General features: G+C 66.3%; 5 protein-coding genes, 3 rRNA genes and 2 pseudogenes. 7 read left to right on the top strand and 3 right to left on the bottom strand.

The window, feature by feature from the left end:
- Positions 1 to 2,358, bottom strand: coding sequence for a glycoside hydrolase family 31 protein (locus tag ACQEVM_RS23100; RefSeq protein ID WP_433081990.1), 2,358 nt, complete (start codon positions 2,356 to 2,358; stop codon positions 1 to 3).
- Between the two features lie 221 nt (positions 2,359 to 2,579).
- Between ACQEVM_RS23100 and ACQEVM_RS23095 the strand changes: the two genes are divergently transcribed.
- Both ACQEVM_RS23095 and ACQEVM_RS23090 read left to right on the top strand, forming a co-directional pair.
- Complete coding sequence (locus ACQEVM_RS23095) at positions 2,580 to 4,556, top strand: acetoacetate--CoA ligase (RefSeq protein WP_433081988.1); 1,977 nt, start codon at positions 2,580 to 2,582, stop codon at positions 4,554 to 4,556.
- A 58-nt stretch (positions 4,557 to 4,614) separates the two neighbouring features.
- Positions 4,615 to 5,536: pseudogene (locus tag ACQEVM_RS23090) on the top strand (hypothetical protein).
- Between the two features lie 88 nt (positions 5,537 to 5,624).
- On the opposite strand, the pseudogene ptsP reads toward ACQEVM_RS23090, so the two are convergent.
- Together ptsP and ACQEVM_RS23080 are read right to left on the bottom strand one after the other, a co-directional pair.
- Positions 5,625 to 7,296: pseudogene (gene ptsP / locus ACQEVM_RS23085) on the bottom strand (phosphoenolpyruvate--protein phosphotransferase).
- A 73-nt stretch (positions 7,297 to 7,369) separates the two neighbouring features.
- Positions 7,370 to 7,819: a PTS sugar transporter subunit IIA gene (locus tag ACQEVM_RS23080; RefSeq protein WP_433081986.1), complete on the bottom strand. Its 450-nt coding sequence runs from the start codon at positions 7,817 to 7,819 to the stop codon at positions 7,370 to 7,372.
- A 742-nt stretch (positions 7,820 to 8,561) separates the two neighbouring features.
- Between ACQEVM_RS23080 and ACQEVM_RS23075 the strand changes: the two genes are divergently transcribed.
- From ACQEVM_RS23075 to ACQEVM_RS23055, 5 genes are all read left to right on the top strand, one after another.
- A 16S ribosomal RNA gene (locus tag ACQEVM_RS23075) occupies positions 8,562 to 10,086 on the top strand.
- 286 nt (positions 10,087 to 10,372) lie between these two features.
- Positions 10,373 to 13,495 (top strand): 23S ribosomal RNA (locus ACQEVM_RS23070).
- Positions 13,496 to 13,569: 74 nt separating this feature from the next.
- Positions 13,570 to 13,687 (top strand): 5S ribosomal RNA (rrf, locus tag ACQEVM_RS23065).
- Together the 16S, 23S and 5S rRNA genes form the textbook arrangement of a ribosomal RNA operon.
- A gap of 131 nt (positions 13,688 to 13,818) precedes the next feature.
- Positions 13,819 to 14,409, top strand: coding sequence for a CDP-alcohol phosphatidyltransferase family protein (locus ACQEVM_RS23060; RefSeq protein ID WP_053683747.1), 591 nt, complete (start codon positions 13,819 to 13,821; stop codon positions 14,407 to 14,409).
- A 100-nt stretch (positions 14,410 to 14,509) separates the two neighbouring features.
- Positions 14,510 to 17,008, top strand: a complete 2,499-nt coding sequence (locus ACQEVM_RS23055; protein ID WP_329446799.1) for a mannose-1-phosphate guanyltransferase — start codon at positions 14,510 to 14,512, stop codon at positions 17,006 to 17,008.
- Positions 17,009 to 17,078 lie beyond the last annotated feature (70 nt).

Raw genomic sequence — 17,078 nt, 5'->3', positions numbered from 1 at the left:
TCAGAGCCCCCGCACCACGACCCCCTCCACCACCTCCCCGCCCTCGTCCTCCACGACGACCGACTCCCCGACCCACCGCACGGAGTACCGCTCCACCACCCCCGGCTCGAACCCCGGCCCCGGATCCCGGATCACCACCCCGCCGCCCGTGCGCCCCCGCGCCGGAGCCCACACCTCCAACACCACCGACCCGTCCCCGCTTCGCACCGGCACCACCGAACCCGCCCGCGCCAACACCGGCATCCGGCCCGGCGGAGCGTCCAACAGCACCTGCCCGGGCCCCTCGTGCACCACCTCCGTCACCGTGTCGTACCAGCGCCCGCGCGGCAGCCGCACCGCCCGCCGGTCCGCCCCGCACTCCAACACCGGCGCCACCAACAGCGCGTCCCCCAACAGGAACGCGTCCTCGCAGTCCCGCAACACCCGGTCCTCCGGCGCCCCCCACCACAACGGCCGCACGTACGGGGCGCCCGTCCGCCGCGCCAGATGGGCCAGCGACACCAGGTAGGGCCGCAGCCGCTCCCGCTCCGCCAACACCCCCCGCGCGTGCTCCACCACCTGCGGCCCGAACTCCCACGGCTCCCGCCGCCCCGCCCAGATCGCCGAGTGGGTCCGGAACAACGGCAGGTACGCACCCAACTGCAACCACCGCAGGTACAACTCGGGGGAGGGCGAGCCGCCGAACCCCCCCACGTCCGGCCCCGAGTACGGCACCCCGCACAAGCCGAGCCCCAACACCAGCGCCAACGAGGCCCGCAGTCCCTCCCACCCGCTCTCCACGTCCCCCGACCAGGTACCCCCGTACCGCTGCATCCCCGCCCACCCCGAACGGGAGAAGAGGAACGGCCGCTCCTCGGGCCGCAGCCGCACCAACCCCTCCCAACCCGCCCGCGCCATCCCGAGCGCGTACACGTTGTGGGCGGCCCGGTGATCCCCGCCGGCCCCCTCCAGCGAGTGCCGCGCCGACCTCGGCAGGGTCGCGTCCCCGAACGGGGCGAACGACACCGGCTCGTTCATGTCGTGCCACACCCCGGCGAAGCCCTGCTTCAGCCGTTCCTCGTACAACCCGCCCCACCACTCACGCACCGCCGGATCGGTGAAATCCGGATACACGCACTCACCCGGCCACACCTCGCCCCGGACCTCCTCACCCGCCGCGTCCCGGACGAAGGCCCCCCGCGGCCCCACCTCCCGACCCGCGTCGTGCAGCGCGTCCCCGGTCTTCACCGCCGGGTCCACGATCGACACCAGCCGCACCCCCTGATCCGACAACTCCCGCGCCAGGCCCGACAGATCCGGGAACCGCTCCCGGTCCACCGTGAACACCCGGTGCCCGTCGTAGTGGTCGATGTCCAGGTGCACGGCCGACAGCGGCAACCCCCGCGACACGTACCCCGCCACCACCCGCCGCACCTCCGCGGCGCTCCCGAACCCCCACCGCGCGTGCTGGTACCCCAACGCCCACTCCGGCGGCACCGCCGCGGACCCCGTCAGCCCCGCCCAGCCCTGCGCCACCCGGGCCGGCGTCCCCACCAACACCCAACAGCGCAACGGCCCGCCCTCCAGGCGCAGTTCGCTCGTACCGGGCCGATCCGCCCCCGACCCGGCCCCCTCCTGGCCCTCGCGCAGCAGCACCCGCCCGTCCCACGTGTTGTCGTGGAACGCCAGGTGCGTGCCCGCGTCCGCCACCACCCACTGCACCGGCATGGTGATGTACAGCGGATCGTCACCCGGCCCGAACCCACCCTTCGGATCGGTGTTCCACAGCCGGTACGACCCGTCCCGCAGCCGGGGCCCGCCCGCCCGACCACCCAGCCCGAAGAACCGGGCGTCCGCCGGCACCTCCGCCCGCACCTGCCACCGCGCCCCGCCGGCCCCCTGGCCCGCCGCCCCCTCCACCGGCTCCCACCAGCGCGGCGGCAGCTCCCGCCGCAACACCACCCCGCCCGGCGTACGCACCTCCACCGCCCCGAGCCGGGACACCGCCACCGTCACCCGCTCCGACACCACCCGCCGGCCACCCCCGGTGTCCGGCTCCAGCACCGCCCGCGGATCGGGCTCCGGCCCGCCGCCCAGCACCGCGTGCGACGGAGACGCCTCCGCCCCGTCCCAGCCCCAGAACACCGCCCCGCCCACGGTCACCCGCACCAACAGCTCCGCCCGCGCGAACCGCAGCACACCACCGCCCGGCCGAGGCTCCGAACCGGTCAGCACCCCCGGCACCCGCGCCCGCTCCGCGCCCCGGCGCGCAAGCCCCGCCGCGTCCGCGCGCCGGTGGCGCAACGCCGAACGCCAGGCGCGCCTCCCGCCCGCCGTACCGATCTCCATCACCGCACGCACCAGATCACGACCGTCCATGCCGCTCACCCTGCCACCGCCCCTCGGCCGCGCGGGCGGCGTTCAGCTGCCGTTCACCCGCCGGCGGGGCGACGCGGGGGAACAACGCGCCGCCCATGACGACCCTGGTGCTGATGTCGATCACATGGCATGGTCCCTGTGAGCCGCCGCGCGCGCACCGAACGCACGACGGCACCCACGCACACGAAGCGCGAACCACAGACTCGACCGGGAGCCGACCCATGACCTCAGCCACCCAGCCGGAACCCCTCTGGTCCCCGAGCCCCGACCGGATCGCCGCGGCCAGGATCACCGCCTTCCAGGCCTGGGCCGCCGAGCGCTTCGGAGCCCCCGCCGACGGCGGCTACCCGGCCCTGCACAGCTGGTCCGTCGACGCGCTCGACACCTTCTGGCAGGCCATCGCCGAATGGTTCGACGTACGGTTCACCACCCCGTACACCTCCGTGCTCGCCGACCGCTCCATGCCCGGCGCCCGCTGGTTCACCGGCTCCACCCTCAACTACGCCGAACACGCCCTGCGCGCCGGCGAGGACCCGGCCCGCGCCGACGACCCCGCCCTGATCAGCGTCGACGAGACCCACGAGCCCACCCCCGTCACCTGGGCCGAGCTCCGCCGCCAGGTCGGCTCGCTCGCCGCCGAACTGCGCACCGCGGGCGTACGCCCCGGCGACCGCGTCAGCGGCTACCTCCCCAACATCCCCGAAGCCGTCGTCGCCTTCCTCGCCACCGCCTCCGTCGGCGGGGTCTGGACCTCCTGCGCCCCCGACTTCGGCGCCCGCAGCGTCCTGGACCGCTTCCAGCAGGTCGAACCCGTCGTCCTGTTCACCGTCGACGGATACCGCTACGGCGGCAAGGAACACGACCGCCGCGAAACCGTCGCCGAGCTGCGCGCCGAGCTCCCCTCCCTGCGCGCCGTCGTGCACATCCCCCTCCTCGGCACCCCCGCCCCCGAGGGCACCCGCGCCTGGGCCGACCTCACCGCCGCCGACACCGAGCCCGTCTTCGAGCCGGTCCCCTTCGACCACCCGCTGTGGGTCCTCTACTCCTCCGGCACGACCGGGCTGCCCAAGGCCATCGTCCAGTCGCAGGGCGGCATCCTCCTCGAACACCTCAAGCAGATCGGCCTGCACTGCGAGCTGGGGCCCGAGGACCGGTTCTTCTGGTACACCTCCACCGGCTGGATGATGTGGAACTTCCTCGTCTCCGGCCTGCTCACCGGCACCACGGTCGTCCTCTACGACGGCAGCCCCGGTTTCCCCGACACCGGCGCCCAGTGGCGGATCGCGGAGCGGACCCGGGCCACCCTGTACGGCACCTCCGCCGCGTACGTGATGGCCTGCCGCAAGGCGGAGGTCCATCCCTCCCGGGACTTCGACCTCTCCTCCGTGAAGGCCGTGGCCACCACCGGCTCCCCGCTCCCGCCCGACGGCTTCCGCTGGCTGCACGACGAGGTGGCCGAGGACCTCTGGATCGTCTCCGTCAGCGGCGGCACCGACGTGTGCAGCTGCTTCGCCGGCGGCGTCGCCACCCTCCCCGTGTACATCGGCGAACTCCAGGCGCCCGGCCTCGGGACCGACCTCCAGGCCTGGGACCCCTCGGGCAAGCCGGTCATCGGCGAGGTCGGCGAGCTCGTCGTCACCAACCCCATGCCCTCCATGCCGATCCACTTCTGGAACGACCCCGACGGCAGCCGTTACCACGAGAGCTACTTCGAGATGTTCCCCGGCGTCTGGCGCCACGGGGACTGGATCACCCTCACCGACCGCGGATCGGTGATCATCCACGGCCGCTCCGACTCCACCCTCAACCGGCAGGGCGTCCGGATGGGTTCCGCCGACATCTACGAGGCCGTCGAACGCCTCCCGGAGATCAAGGAGTCCCTGGTCATCGGCCTTGAGGAACCAAACGGCGGCTACTGGATGCCGCTGTTCGTCCACCTCGCGCCCGGCGCCACCCTCGACGACGACCTGCGCGACCGCATCAAGGCGACGATCCGCGCCGAACTCTCCCCGCGACACGTCCCCGACGAGATCATCGAGGTCCCGGCGGTCCCGCACACCCTCACGGGCAAGCGCATCGAGGTCCCCGTCAAGCGCCTCCTCCAGGGCGCGCCCCTGGCCAAGGCGGTCAACATCGGCTCGGTCGACCGTCCGGAACTCCTCGACTTCTACGCGAAGCTGGCCCGCACCCGAAAGTGACTGTCAGTGGTCATGGTTACGCTGAGTGAGCGAATCGTCGCGTCACTCAGGGGGAGCCATGCCACCGAAGAACATCCGCTCGAAGGACACTCCGGGCACCCGGCACCGCCGGTCCCCGCGCCGCACCCTGCGTCGTGAAGTCCCCGGCACGGTCGGCCTCCTGGCCGACGCCGGGGACTTCGCGGCCATGCGCGGCTACCGGAGCTTCACCTTCGACGACCACCAGGACTACCTCCGCCACATGGACGCCCTGCTCCGCTCCCTCGCGGCCCAGGGCATCCACACCACGGTCGCCCTCTTCGATCCCGAGGAGTACGCCGACTACTGCGCGCACCACGGCCTGGACCCGGACACCGCCGACACCCGCACCCGCTACACCGCCGGGCTCGCCGGCAGCGGAGCCGGCCTGCCGTACCAGGGCCAACCCATCGACGAACTGGTCCCGCTCCTCCTCGACGAGGCCGTCCGGCAGGCCACGTGGGAGTACGCCGGCACCCTCCTCGCCGAGGCCGGCACCTGCGCGGACTGCGGCGAGGACATCGGCCGGGCCTCCTTCGAGCGGGCCGCCGACGCGGTGAAACGCCTGGTCGACGGAGCCGGCTCCGGCCACCACCACCTCGTGTGCAGCATCCCCACCGACACGGAACAGCTCGTCGCCGTGCTGCACGCGGACACCACCGCCGACCAGGACCGTCCACCCCGGATCGAGGGCCGCGAAGGCCTCGACTTCATGACCGTCCTGGCCGCCGGCATCGCCCTGGGCGGATCCGGGGGACTGGTCCTGCGCAGCACCACCGAGGAGTTCCGGGACCGGGTCCACGGCTGGCGCCTGGACCGGGGCCGACTGGTCCCCCTCTCCGCGGCGGCGGTGTTCAAACGCCTACTGCACCGACGCCGACACCGGTGAGCCGGTGGCTCCCGAACCGGGCGTCGAGTACTGCCCCGGCTACGAGGTGGACGATCCCGGCCCCCACCACTGACCCGGACGCGTGGGGGGAGACGACAGCGGAAACGACCGAGGGGCCCTCGCCACCGGCGAAGGCCCCTCCATCGAACGACATGCCCCGGCTACTCGCCGGACAGCACCGCCTGGGCGGCCGCGCGGGCCTCCTCGGCGGTGTCCGTCGCACGCGCCGCCGCGGCGGCCCGCTCACACTGCGCGAGCGTGTGCTTGGCGAGCGTCGCCCGCACGTAGGGAATGGAAGCAGCACCCATGGAAAGAGAGGTGACACCCAGACCCGTCAGCACACAGGCGAGCAACGGGTCCGAGGCGGCCTCGCCACAGACACCACAGCTCTTGCCCTCGGCCTTGGCGGCGTCGGCCGACATGGCGATCAGGTCGAGCAGCGCGGGCTGCCACGGGTCCTGCAAACCGCGACACGGCCCCGACCTGACGGTCGGCGGCGAAGGCGTACTGCGCCAGGTCGTTCGTGCCCAGCGACAGGAACTCGACCTCCTGGAGGATCGAGCGCGCCCGGAGCGCGGCGGAGGGGATCTCCACCATCGCCCCGAACTTCGCCCGCAGCCCGGCCTCGCGGCACGCGTCCGCGAACGCCTTGGCGTCGATCCGGTCGGCCACCATCGGGGCCATGACCTCAAGGTAGACCGGCAGCCCCGCGGAGGCCTTCGCCAGTGCGGTGAGCTGCGTGCGCAGCACGTCCGGGTGGTCCAGCAGCGACCGGAGCCCGCGCACACCCAGCGCCGGGTTCGGCTCGTCGCCCGGGGTCAGGAAGTCCAGCGGCTTGTCCGCGCCGGCGTCCAGGACACGGACGACGACCCGCCCCTCGGGGAAGGCCTCCAGCACCTTGCGGTACGACTCGACCTGCTTCTCCTCGGACGGCGCCTTCTTGCTGTCGTCCAGGAACAGGAACTCGGTGCGGAACAGGCCCACGCCCTCGGCCCCGGCCTCGACGGCCGCCGGCACGTCCGCCGGACCACCGACGTTGGCCAGCAGCGGCACCTTGTGACCGTCGGAGGTGGCGCCCGGACCGGACGAGGCGGCGAGAGCCGCCCTGCGCTCTGCTGCCGAGGCCTCCAGCTCGGCCCGCTTCTCGGCCGACGGCTCCACGAACAGGTCACCCGTGCTGCCGTCGACGGCGATCAGGGTGCCCTCGGCGATCTCACCGGCACCCGGCAGCGCCACGATCGCGGGTACGCCCAAGGCGCGCGCGAGGATGGCGCTGTGGCTGGTCGGCCCGCCCTCCTCGGTCACGAAACCGAGGACCAGCGCCGGGTCGAGCAGCGCGGTGTCGGCGGGAGCGAGGTCCCGGGCGATCAGCACGTACGGCTCGTCGCTGTCGGGCACGCCCGGCATCGGCACGCCGAGCAGGCGCGCCACGATGCGGTTGCGCACGTCGTCCAGGTCGGCCACACGCCCGGCCATGTACTCACCGGCCCCCGCGAGCAGGTCGCGGTAGGAGGCGAACGCGTCGTAGACGCCGCGCTCGGCCGTGCTGCCGACGGCGATCCGCCGGTCGACGTCCGCCATCAGCTCGGGGTCCGTCGCGATCATCGCCTGGGCCTCCAGCACGTGCTGGGCCTCGCCGCCGGCCAGTTGGCCGCGCGCGACGAGGTCGGCCGACACAGCCTCCACGGCCTGACGGGCGCGCCCCTGTTCGCGCTCCGCCTCGGCCGCGGTGATCTGCTTGGCCGGCGGTTCGAGAACGGCCGTGCCCATGTGCCGGACCTCGCCGATCGCCACCCCGTGGCTCACGCCGACGCCTCGCAGCGTTGTCTCCATTTCACCCGTCTCCGATTGAGCGACGGCCCCGCCGCCGCGATGAATGTCCGACCCACCTGTGAAGGCGGACACGTCACTGCCAGCTGAAGAGAACGTCCGAGGTCTTGACGTCACCGTCGTCGACGACGTCGGAGAGAGAGTCGGCAGTCGCCTCGAGCGCCACGACGGGGCAGACCGCGGACTTGCCGGCGGCCTCGACCGCGGCGGGGTTCCAACGGATGACGGCCTGGCCGCGCGTCACGGTGTCGCCCTTGTTCACGAGCAGCTCGAAGCCCTCGCCGTTGAGCTGAACGGTGTCGATGCCGAGGTGCACGAGCACCCCGTGGCCTTCGCCGTCGACGACCACGTACGCGTGCGGATGCAGGGAGACGACCACACCGTCGACGGGTGACACCGCCTCCGAGGGCTCGCGCACGGGGTCGATGGCGGTGCCCGGTCCCACCATCGCGCCGGAGAACACCGGATCGGGCACTGCCGCGAGTCCGATGGCGCGCCCGGCGAGTGGGGACGTCACGCTGGTCATGGAGGGCCTCCCAGGGGGTGGGGCTTCTTCGTGTCGCCGTCACAACCTGTCCTGGACGGCATACTTTGAGAAGGGTAAGTCATGAGATGTCCCGGTTCCGCACGAAGCGCACCCCTGGAAAGGGGCTGCGACGTGCGGCCGCGACACCAACGTAGTGGACTAGACCATACGCCTGAATCGATTTGCCTGGGCACTGGTCGACCTGTACTGTCGTGACTCCCGCCGGGACGCACCGCGTGAACATCTCGCGAACTGCTGATGGACGGGAACCCCCTCTCCAGTATCGATCTTCACTCTCTGCCCTTCCGTGTGCCTTTTGGCGAAACGGCAAGTGGTCGGAGTCGCGAAAATCCACTGGTAGAGTCGGAATCGCCGAAAAGGGAAAACGCGAAAGCGGCCCCCTGGAAGGCAAAAGCAAAACCCGCTTCGACCGGGAATCGGACACGAAAGAGTCTGATAGAGTCGGAAACGAAGGAAGCGCACGGAGGAAAGCCCGAGAGGGTGAGTACAAAGGAAGCGTCCGTTCCTTGAGAACTCAACAGCGTGCCAAAAATCAACGCCAAAAGTTGATACCCCGTCCATTTCGGTGGATGAGGTTCCTTTGAAAAAGACCTGTAAGGTCGCAATCTTCGGGTTGTGGTGCTTGCAGGCGGTTACACAGCGAGGACGCAGTGGTCGATCGGTCTTATTCCGACATGATCGGCCCGCTCTAAGTGCGTGTGCACCCGATTACGGGTAAACATTCATGGAGAGTTTGATCCTGGCTCAGGACGAACGCTGGCGGCGTGCTTAACACATGCAAGTCGAACGATGAAGCCCTTCGGGGTGGATTAGTGGCGAACGGGTGAGTAACACGTGGGCAATCTGCCCTTCACTCTGGGACAAGCCCTGGAAACGGGGTCTAATACCGGATAATACTCCTGCCTGCATGGGTGGGGGTTAAAAGCTCCGGCGGTGAAGGATGAGCCCGCGGCCTATCAGCTTGTTGGTGGGGTAATGGCCCACCAAGGCGACGACGGGTAGCCGGCCTGAGAGGGCGACCGGCCACACTGGGACTGAGACACGGCCCAGACTCCTACGGGAGGCAGCAGTGGGGAATATTGCACAATGGGCGAAAGCCTGATGCAGCGACGCCGCGTGAGGGATGACGGCCTTCGGGTTGTAAACCTCTTTCAGCAGGGAAGAAGCGAAAGTGACGGTACCTGCAGAAGAAGCGCCGGCTAACTACGTGCCAGCAGCCGCGGTAATACGTAGGGCGCAAGCGTTGTCCGGAATTATTGGGCGTAAAGAGCTCGTAGGCGGCTTGTCACGTCGGATGTGAAAGCCCGAGGCTTAACCTCGGGTCTGCATTCGATACGGGCTAGCTAGAGTGTGGTAGGGGAGATCGGAATTCCTGGTGTAGCGGTGAAATGCGCAGATATCAGGAGGAACACCGGTGGCGAAGGCGGATCTCTGGGCCATTACTGACGCTGAGGAGCGAAAGCGTGGGGAGCGAACAGGATTAGATACCCTGGTAGTCCACGCCGTAAACGTTGGGAACTAGGTGTTGGCGACATTCCACGTCGTCGGTGCCGCAGCTAACGCATTAAGTTCCCCGCCTGGGGAGTACGGCCGCAAGGCTAAAACTCAAAGGAATTGACGGGGGCCCGCACAAGCAGCGGAGCATGTGGCTTAATTCGACGCAACGCGAAGAACCTTACCAAGGCTTGACATATACCGGAAAGCATTAGAGATAGTGCCCCCCTTGTGGTCGGTATACAGGTGGTGCATGGCTGTCGTCAGCTCGTGTCGTGAGATGTTGGGTTAAGTCCCGCAACGAGCGCAACCCTTGTCCTGTGTTGCCAGCATGCCCTTCGGGGTGATGGGGACTCACAGGAGACCGCCGGGGTCAACTCGGAGGAAGGTGGGGACGACGTCAAGTCATCATGCCCCTTATGTCTTGGGCTGCACACGTGCTACAATGGCCGGTACAATGAGCTGCGATACCGTGAGGTGGAGCGAATCTCAAAAAGCCGGTCTCAGTTCGGATTGGGGTCTGCAACTCGACCCCATGAAGTCGGAGTTGCTAGTAATCGCAGATCAGCATTGCTGCGGTGAATACGTTCCCGGGCCTTGTACACACCGCCCGTCACGTCACGAAAGTCGGTAACACCCGAAGCCGGTGGCCCAACCCGTAAGGGAGGGAGCTGTCGAAGGTGGGACTGGCGATTGGGACGAAGTCGTAACAAGGTAGCCGTACCGGAAGGTGCGGCTGGATCACCTCCTTTCTAAGGAGCACAGTACCGATTGCAGACAAATGTTCTGCACGGTCAGCTCATGGGTGGAACGTTGATTATTTGGCACGGTCTTCCAGATGGATCACGAGTACTGCTTCGGCGTGGAAAGTGACTCACTGACGGAGGGTCGTGCCTGGCACGTTGTTGGGTATCTGAGGGTACGGCCGTAAGGTTGTATCTTCGCGATGCCGGCCCCAGTGAACTCGCCAGCTTGTCTGGTGGGGTGATGGGTGACTGGTCGTTGCTTGAGAACTACACAGTGGACGCGAGCATCTGTGGCCAAGTTTTTAAGGGCACACGGTGGATGCCTTGGCACCAGGAACCGATGAAGGACGTGAGAGGCCGCGATAGGCCCCGGGGAGCTGCCAACTGAGCTTTGATCCGGGGGTGTCCGAATGGGGAAACCCGGCAGTCGTCATGGGCTGTCACCCACTGCTGAACACATAGGCAGTGTGGAGGGAACGAGGGGAAGTGAAACATCTCAGTACCCTCAGGAAGAGAAAACAACCGTGATTCCGGGAGTAGTGGCGAGCGAAACCGGATGAGGCCAAACCGTATGCGTGTGATACCCGGCAGGGGTTGCGCATGCGGGGTTGTGGGAATTCTTTTGATCGGTCTGCCGGCCGGTCGGCGAGTCAGAAACCGTTGATGTAGTCGAAGGACATGCGAAAGGTCCGGCGTAGAGGGTAAGACCCCCGTAGACGAAACATCAGCGGCTTGCTTAAGAATCTCCCAAGTAGCACGGGGCCCGAGAAATCCCGTGTGAATCTGGCGGGACCACCCGCTAAGCCTAAATATTCCCTGGTGACCGATAGCGGATAGTACCGTGAGGGAATGGTGAAAAGTACCGCGGGAGCGGAGTGAAATAGTACCTGAAACCGTGTGCCTACAAGCCGTGGGAGCGTCGCTGTATGTGCTTGCACATACAGTCGTGACTGCGTGCCTTTTGAAGAATGAGCCTGCGAGTTAGCGGTGTGTAGCGAGGTTAACCCGTGTGGGGAAGCCGTAGCGAAAGCGAGTCCGAATAGGGCGATTGAGTTGCACGCTCTAGACCCGAAGCGGAGTGATCTAGCCATGGGCAGGTTGAAGCGGAGGTAAGACTTCGTGGAGGACCGAACCCACCAGGGTTGAAAACCTGGGGGATGACCTGTGGTTAGGGGTGAAAGGCCAATCAAACTCCGTGATAGCTGGTTCTCCCCGAAATGCATTTAGGTGCAGCGTCGTGTGTTTCTTGCCGGAGGTAGAGCACTGGATAGGCGATGGGCCCTACCGGGTTACTGACCTTAGCCAAACTCCGAATGCCGGTAAGTGAGAGCACGGCAGTGAGACTGTGGGGGATAAGCTCCATGGTCGAGAGGGAAACAGCCCAGAGCATCGACTAAGGCCCCCAAGCGTACGCTAAGTGGGAAAGGATGTGGAGTCGCAGAGACAACCAGGAGGTTGGCTTAGAAGCAGCCACCCTTGAAAGAGTGCGTAATAGCTCACTGGTCAAGTGATTCCGCGCCGACAATGTAGCGGGGCTCAAGCGTACCGCCGAAGTCGTGTCATTTCAGCAATAGGGCCAACGCCCGCTGGGATGGGTAGGGGAGCGTCGTGTGCCGGGTGAAGCAGCAGCGGAAGCTAGTTGTGGACGGTTCACGAGTGAGAATGCAGGCATGAGTAGCGATACACACGTGAGAAACGTGTGCGCCGATTGACTAAGGGTTCCTGGGTCAAGCTGATCTGCCCAGGGTAAGTCGGGACCTAAGGCGAGGCCGACAGGCGTAGTCGATGGACAACCGGTTGATATTCCGGTACCCGCTTTGAAACGCCCAATATCGAATCCTCTAATGCTAAGGCCGTGAAGCCGTTCCGGACCCTTCGGGGAAAGGAAAGTGGTGGAGCCGCCGATCCAAGGTGGTAGTAGGTAAGCGATGGGGTGACGCAGGAAGGTAGTCCAACCCGGGCGGTGGTAGTCCCGGGGTAAGGGTGTAGGCCGAGGGGTAGGCAAATCCGTCCCTCATTAAGGCTGAGACCTGATGCCGAGCCGATTGTGGTGAAGTGGATGATCCTATGCTGTCGAGAAAAGCCTCTAGCGAGTTTCATGGCGGCCCGTACCCTAAACCGACTCAGGTGGTCAGGTAGAGAATACCGAGGCGTTCGGGTGAACTATGGTTAAGGAACTCGGCAAAATGCCCCCGTAACTTCGGGAGAAGGGGGGCCATCACTGGTGATCGGATTTACTCCGTGAGCTGGGGGTGGCCGCAGAGACCAGCGAGAAGCGACTGTTTACTAAAAACACAGGTCCGTGCGAAGCCGTAAGGCGATGTATACGGACTGACGCCTGCCCGGTGCTGGAACGTTAAGGGGACCGGTTAGTGCGCTTTCGGGCGTGCGAAGCTGAGAACTTAAGCGCCAGTAAACGGCGGTGGTAACTATAACCATCCTAAGGTAGCGAAATTCCTTGTCGGGTAAGTTCCGACCTGCACGAATGGCGTAACGACTTCTCGACTGTCTCAACCATAGGCCCGGTGAAATTGCACTACGAGTAAAGATGCTCGTTTCGCGCAGCAGGACGGAAAGACCCCGGGACCTTTACTATAGTTTGATATTGGTGTTCGGTTCGGCTTGTGTAGGATAGGTGGGAGACTTTGAAGCAGCCACGCCAGTGGTTGTGGAGTCGCCGTTGAAATACCACTCTGGTCGTGCTGGATGTCTAACCTCGGTCCGTGATCCGGATCAGGGACAGTGTCTGATGGGTAGTTTAACTGGGGCGGTTGCCTCCCAAAGAGTAACGGAGGCGCCCAAAGGTTCCCTCAGCCTGGTTGGCAATCAGGTGTTGAGTGTAAGTGCACAAGGGAGCTTGACTGTGAGACCGACGGGTCGAGCAGGGACGAAAGTCGGGACTAGTGATCCGGCGGTGGCTTGTGGAAGCGCCGTCGCTCAACGGATAAAAGGTACCCCGGGGATAACAGGCTGATCTTCCCCAAGAGTCCATATCGACGGGATGGTTTGGCACCTCGATGTCGGCTCGTCGCATCCTGGGGCTGGAGTCGGTCCCAAGGGTTGGGCTGTTCGCCCATTAAAGCGGTACGCGAGCTGGGTTTAGAACGTCGTGAGACAGTTCGGTCCCTATCCGCTGTGCGCGTAGGAATATTGAGAAGGGCTGTCCCTAGTACGAGAGGACCGGGACGGACGAACCTCTGGTGTGCCAGTTGTCCTGCCAAGGGCATGGCTGGTTGGCTACGTTCGGGAGGGATAACCGCTGAAAGCATCTAAGCGGGAAGCCTGCTTCGAGATGAGTATTCCCACCTCCTTGAGAGGGTAAGGCTCCCAGTAGACGACTGGGTTGATAGGCCAGATGTGGAAGCCCGGTAACGGGTGGAGCTGACTGGTACTAATAGGCCGAGGGCTTGTCCTCAGTTGCTCGCGTCCACTGTGTTAGTTCTGAAGTAACGAACTGTGTTCATATCCGGTTGGTTAACTTCATAGTGTTTCGGTGGTCATAGCGTTAGGGAAACGCCCGGTTTACATTCCGAACCCGGAAGCTAAGCCTTTCAGCGCCGATGGTACTGCAGGGGGGACCCTGTGGGAGAGTAGGACGCCGCCGAACAATCATTGTGGGAAAGCCCCGCACCCTTCAGGGTGCGGGGCTTTTCTGCGTTCCGGGCCAGGTCGAGGTCTCCTGTAGGGTCAGGGGGCAATCGTCTTCAATATTTCTACAGTCACAGTGGAGGCCCCCGGGTGGAGGTCCAGGAGACTCGGGTTCAGACCGACCGAATTTTCACCATTCCCAACATCCTGAGCATGGCGCGCCTCGCGGGCGTGCCGTTGTTCCTCTGGTTGATCCTGGCGGGGCACGACGGCTGGGCCCTGGCTGTTCTCATGCTCAGCGGGATCACCGACTACCTGGACGGGAAACTCGCGCGTCGCTGGAATCAGATCAGCAATCTGGGCCGGCTGCTCGACCCGGCAGCGGACCGCCTGTACATCCTGACGACGCTGTTCGGCCTGACCTGGCGCGAGATCCTGCCCATCTGGCTCACCGCGGCCCTGCTCGCGCGAGAGCTGATGTTGCTGGTCATGGTGTGGATCCTGAGACGACACGGCTATCCGCCGCCCCAGGTCAACTTCCTGGGCAAGGCCGCGACCTTCAACCTGATGTACGCGTTCCCCTTGCTGCTGCTCAGTGACGGAACCGGCTGGTTGGCCTGGATGGCGTCAGTTTTCGGATGGGCGTTCGCCGGATGGGGTACAACCCTCTATTGGTGGGCAGGAATCCTTTACGTGGTGCAGGTCCGCCGTCTGGTCAAGGCGGATGCCACGGCCGATTGAACTTGCTCGACGCCGGTACTGACGCGGAGGAGTTGCGAAGTCACCGTCCGAGACGGGTGAGGTCGGCTGACCGTCATCTCTCAAGGAGGACTCTTCCGACATGAAGGCCGTCGTGATGGCCGGTGGCGAAGGTACGCGTCTTCGCCCGATGACCTCAAGCATGCCCAAGCCGCTCCTTCCGGTCGCCAACCGGCCGATCATGGAGCACGTGCTCAGGCTGCTCAAGCGGCATGGGCTCAGCGAGACCGTGGTTACCGTTCAGTTCCTGGCGTCCCTCGTCAAGAACTACTTCGGTGACGGCGAAGAGCTCGGAATGGAACTCACGTATGCCAACGAGGAGAAGCCACTCGGCACCGCCGGCAGCGTGAAGAATGCCGAGGAGGCCTTGAAGGACGACTCCTTCCTCGTCATTTCCGGCGACGCGCTCACCGACTTCGACCTCACCGACCTCATCAATTTCCACAAGGAGAAGGGCGCACTCGTCACGGTGTGCCTCACTCGCGTGCCGAATCCCCTGGAATTCGGCATCACCATCGTGGACGAGGAAGGAAAGGTCGAACGCTTCCTGGAGAAGCCGACGTGGGGACAGGTGTTCTCGGACACCGTCAACACCGGCATCTACGTCATGGAGCCCGAGGTCTTCAACTACGTCGACCCGGACGTATCGGTGGACTGGTCCGGCGACGTATTCCCTCAGCTCATGAAGGAAGGCCGGCCGATCTACGGCTACGTGGCCGAGGGCTACTGGGAGGACGTCGGCACCCACGAGAGCTACGTCAAGGCGCAGGCCGACGTACTCGAGGGCAAGGTCCAGGTGGACATGGACGGCTTCGAGATCTCTCCCGGGGTGTGGATCGCCGAAGGCGCGGAGGTGAGCCCGGACGCGGTACTGCGCGGGCCGCTGTACATCGGCGACTACGCGAAGGTCGAGGCCGGCGTCGAGATCCGCGAGCACACGGTCATCGGATCGAACGTGGTCGTCAAGAGCGGGGCCTTCCTCCACAGGGCCGTCATCCACGACAACGTGTACATCGGGCCCCACAGCAATCTGCGCGGCTGCGTGATCGGCAAGAACACCGACATCATGCGGGCCGCCCGGATCGAGGACGGGGCCGTCATCGGTGACGAGTGCCTCGTCGGTGAGGAATCCATCGTCCAGGGGAACGTACGCGTCTACCCCTTCAAGACGATCGAAGCAGGCGCCTTCGTCAACACGTCGGTGATCTGGGAGTCGCGAGGACAGGCACATCTGTTCGGCGCGCGCGGGGTCTCCGGCATCCTGAACGTCGAGATCACCCCCGAGCTGGTGGTACGGCTCGCCGGCGCCTATGCGACGACCCTGAAGAAGGGCGCGATCGTCACCACGGCCCGAGACCACTCCCGAGGCGCGAGAGCACTCAAACGCGCCGTGATCTCGGCGCTCCAGGCCAGCGCCATCAACGTCCGCGACCTGGAGAACGTGCCGCTGCCCGTGGCCCGCCAGCAGACCGCGCGAGGAAGCGCCGGCGGCATCGTGCTCCGTACCTCGCCCGGCGTGCCGGACTCGGTCGACATCATGTTCCTCGACGAGCGCGGAGCCGACCTGTCGCTCCAGCAACAGCGCAAGCTGGACCGGGTGTACGCACGTCAGGAGTACCGGCGCGCGTTCCCCGGCGAGATCGGCGACCTGCAGTTCCCGGGCAGCGTCTTCGACGCGTACACGGGCTCGCTGCTGAGACGTGTGGACATCACCGGCGTCGCGGACTCCGGGCTCAAGGTGGTCGTGGACGCCTCGAACGGCAGTGCGGGCCTGGTCCTGCCGAGCTTGCTCGGTCGGCTCGGTGTGGACGCGCTCACCGTGAACCCCGGCCTCGACGAATCCCGACCGACCGAGACGAGGGAATCCCGACGGGCCGGGCTGGTGCGGCTGGGCGAGATCGTGGCGTCCTCGCGGGCCGCCTTCGGCGTGCGCTTCGACCCGGTGGGTGAGCGGATCTCGCTCGTCGACGAGCGCGGGCGCATCATCGAGGACGACCGGGCCCTCCTGGTCCTCCTCGACCTGGTCGCGGCGGAGAAGCGCAGTGGCAAGGTGGCGCTGCCCGTCACCACGACCCGGGTCGCCGAGCAGGTGGCGGCGTACCACGGGACCCAGGTGGAGTGGACGACGACCTCGCCGGACGACCTGACGCGGGTGGGCCGGGCCGAGAACACCATCTTCGGCGGCGACGGCCGGGGCGGATTCATCGTTCCGGAGTTCAGCAGCGTCTTCGACGGTTCCGCGGCCTTCGTGCAGCTGATCGGGTTGGTGGCGCGCACGCAGCTCACCCTCAGCCAGATCGACGCCCGCATTCCGCGGGCGCACGTGCTCAAGCGCGACGTCCCGACGCCGTGGGCGGTCAAGGGGCTCGTCATGCGACGGGTCGTGGAAGCCGCCGGCGACCGTCAGGTGGACACCACCGACGGTGTGCGGGTGGTCGAGGCCGACGGGCGATGGGCACTGGTCCTTCCCGACCCGGCCGAAGCCGTCACGCACCTCTGGGCCGAGGGGCCCGACGACGCGTCCGCACAGGCACTGCTCGACGAGTGGGCGGCGGTCGTGGACGGTGCCGGCGATCACTGAGCGAAGCGTGTGAGACACCGGTCCGGCGGGCCGGCACGGGAAAGCCCTCCGTGCCGGCCCGCCGGACGCC

Source organism: Streptomyces sp. CA-243310 (genome assembly GCF_050936775.1).
Taxonomy (GTDB): domain Bacteria; phylum Actinomycetota; class Actinomycetes; order Streptomycetales; family Streptomycetaceae; genus Streptomyces.
This window is presented reverse-complemented; position numbering and strand designations above follow the sequence as displayed.